Source organism: Wolbachia endosymbiont of Drosophila baimaii, from assembly GCF_028982185.1.
Classification (GTDB): domain Bacteria; phylum Pseudomonadota; class Alphaproteobacteria; order Rickettsiales; family Anaplasmataceae; genus Wolbachia; species Wolbachia pipientis.
Window position 1 is genome coordinate 1 of sequence record NZ_JAPQLE010000119.1, and the last position, 2,119, is coordinate 2,119.

Annotated in this window: 4 protein-coding genes; 3 read left to right on the forward strand and 1 reads right to left on the reverse strand. The window is 36.5% G+C overall.

Going from position 1 to position 2,119, the window contains the following annotated elements:
• Window positions 1-195, reverse strand: a 195-nt coding sequence (locus tag OZD66_RS04075) for a hypothetical protein (RefSeq protein ID WP_275022284.1), incomplete at its 3' end; no start/stop codon positions are given.
• A gap of 126 nt (window positions 196-321) precedes the next feature.
• Between OZD66_RS04075 and dapB the strand changes: the two genes are divergently transcribed.
• The 3 genes from dapB to OZD66_RS04090 form a co-directional block, all read left to right on the forward strand.
• Window positions 322-1,107, forward strand: a complete 786-nt coding sequence (dapB, locus tag OZD66_RS04080) for a 4-hydroxy-tetrahydrodipicolinate reductase (protein ID WP_182366728.1) — start codon at window positions 322-324, stop codon at window positions 1,105-1,107.
• The gene (pstB, locus tag OZD66_RS04085) at window positions 1,104-1,862 is read left to right on the forward strand and encodes a phosphate ABC transporter ATP-binding protein PstB (protein ID WP_006280935.1); all 759 of its coding nucleotides are present in this window, start codon (window positions 1,104-1,106) and stop codon (window positions 1,860-1,862) included. The genes dapB and pstB overlap by 4 nt, the downstream gene beginning before the upstream one ends.
• Before the next feature lie 78 nt (window positions 1,863-1,940).
• Window positions 1,941-2,119 (forward strand): transposase (locus tag OZD66_RS04090; protein ID WP_275022287.1); only part of this gene is annotated, 179 nt, incomplete at its 3' end.

Genomic DNA, 2,119 nt, shown 5'->3' on the forward strand with positions numbered 1-2,119 from the left:
AAAAAACAAGATTTTCAATAGGTTGCTTATAATCCTAACTATAGTTAGCCTTTCATAAGTAGCGATGCAACAAAGCCCACTGGGATCCAGAAAAGTTTGCTTGTAAGCAAGCAAACTAGCATAGAAAAACGTTTTCGATGAGATTGCAGAAAGGCTAGATTCCAGACTGGAATGACATCGTTCACTATGTACCATATTGCAATAGTTGTGGTCAAGGCACTGGGATCTGAAATTGCAGTGTTCGTACAGCTATAGAATATAGATCAGAAGTGACAGAGCTTAAAAAAAGGCCTAACATTCTTAATAAACGTAAAAAGCTTTATGAAAATCAGAGTTGGAGTAATAGGCTGCTTAGGCAGAATGGGCAAAAAAATACTCAATGAATTAATTACAAATACCAAAGTGGAAATAGCAGGTGCTGTTGCCCGTTCAGGTAGTAGGTACATAGATTCAGATATTGGACCAATTATAGCCAATCTAGGAATTAAAGTTACAAGTTCTATTAGTGGCATATTTGAGTCATCTGACGTTGTAATAGATTTTACAACTAAAGAATGTATGTTAGACTGCCTTAAAGCAGCTGTAAAATTTAAAACACCGCTGGTTAGTGGCACAACTGGAATAGAAGGTGTCGATTTGAAAGAATATGCTGCTGAAGTTCCAATATTATGGTCAGCAAATATGAGTGTTGGGGTTAATGTGTTGCTGAAATTGGTAAAAAAAGCTGCTGAGCTTTTAGGTAATGAATATGACGTTGAGATTTGGGAAATGCATCATAACTTAAAAAAGGATTCACCATCTGGAACAGCTATAGAACTTGGCAAAACAATTGCTAACGCTTCAAAAGTGGATTTTCAGTCCAATCAATATTTACATAGTGGTTCAAACATAAGGAAAAAGGGGGGAATAGGTTTTGCAGTATCTCGTGGAGGTGGAGTAATAGGAGATCACAGCGTGATGTTTGTTAATTCTGATGAACGGATAGAACTAAACCACAAAGCAATTGATCGCACAACATTTGCTAGAGGAGCTGTTCAAGCAGCAGTATGGCTATACGAAAATAAAAGAGAAATTCCGGGGCTCTATTCAATGCAGGATGTGATATGAGCAATACACGTGCCTCTGTTAAAGATTTAAATCTCTGGTACGGCTCTAAGCAAGTTTTATTCGATATAAATTTGAATATTTATAAAAGAAAAGTTACTACTTTTATCGGACCATCCGGGTGCGGTAAATCAACATTTTTGCGTTGTTTTAATCGTATGAATGACTATGTACCAGGTTGCAAAACTGTTGGTGAATTAGATATCGATGGGCTGGGTGATATATATTCACGCGATATGGATGTTGTACTACTTAGAGCAAAAGTTGGTATGGTATTTCAAAAGCCAAATCCTTTTCCAAAATCAATATATGATAATGTTGCTTGTGGGCCAAAATTGCATGGTATGGCGAAGGATAAGCAAAAATTGAATGAGATGGTGGAAAATAGTTTAACCAAGGTTGGTTTATGGGAAGAATTGAAGGACAGATTGCAAGATAGCGCACTCAATTTATCCGGTGGCCAACAACAGAGGCTATGCATCGCTCGCGCAATTGCAGTGAAGCCAACTATTTTATTAATGGATGAACCGTGCTCTGCTCTTGATCCAATGGCAACCAATGCAATCGAAAATCTTATACAAGAGCTGAAATTAAGATTTACTATCATTATGGTGACTCATTCAATGAAGCAAGCTAAAAAGTTATCTGATAGTGTAATTTTCTTTCATAATGGCAGAATTGTTGAGTCTGGAAGCACTCAAGAAATATTCGAAAATGCTCAATCTCCCTTAACAAAGGAGTATATCCTGGATCATTAAATTTCTGACCTTACCCAGAAAAAGTGGAGAGAAAGAAAAGAGTTTTTTTGGGTAAAATAAAATTTTGGAGGATTAGAAATGGTAAGAGAATATACAGCAGAATTCAAATTGGAAGCTGTTAAACTGGCAAATGAACAAAGAAAGGCAGGTCAAACAATTACAAAAACAGCAAAGGATTTAGGAATAAAGGGTGGTTTATTAGGAAAATGGATAAAGAAACACAACGAAAAAAAGTCGGCAGCAGATGCATTTCCAGG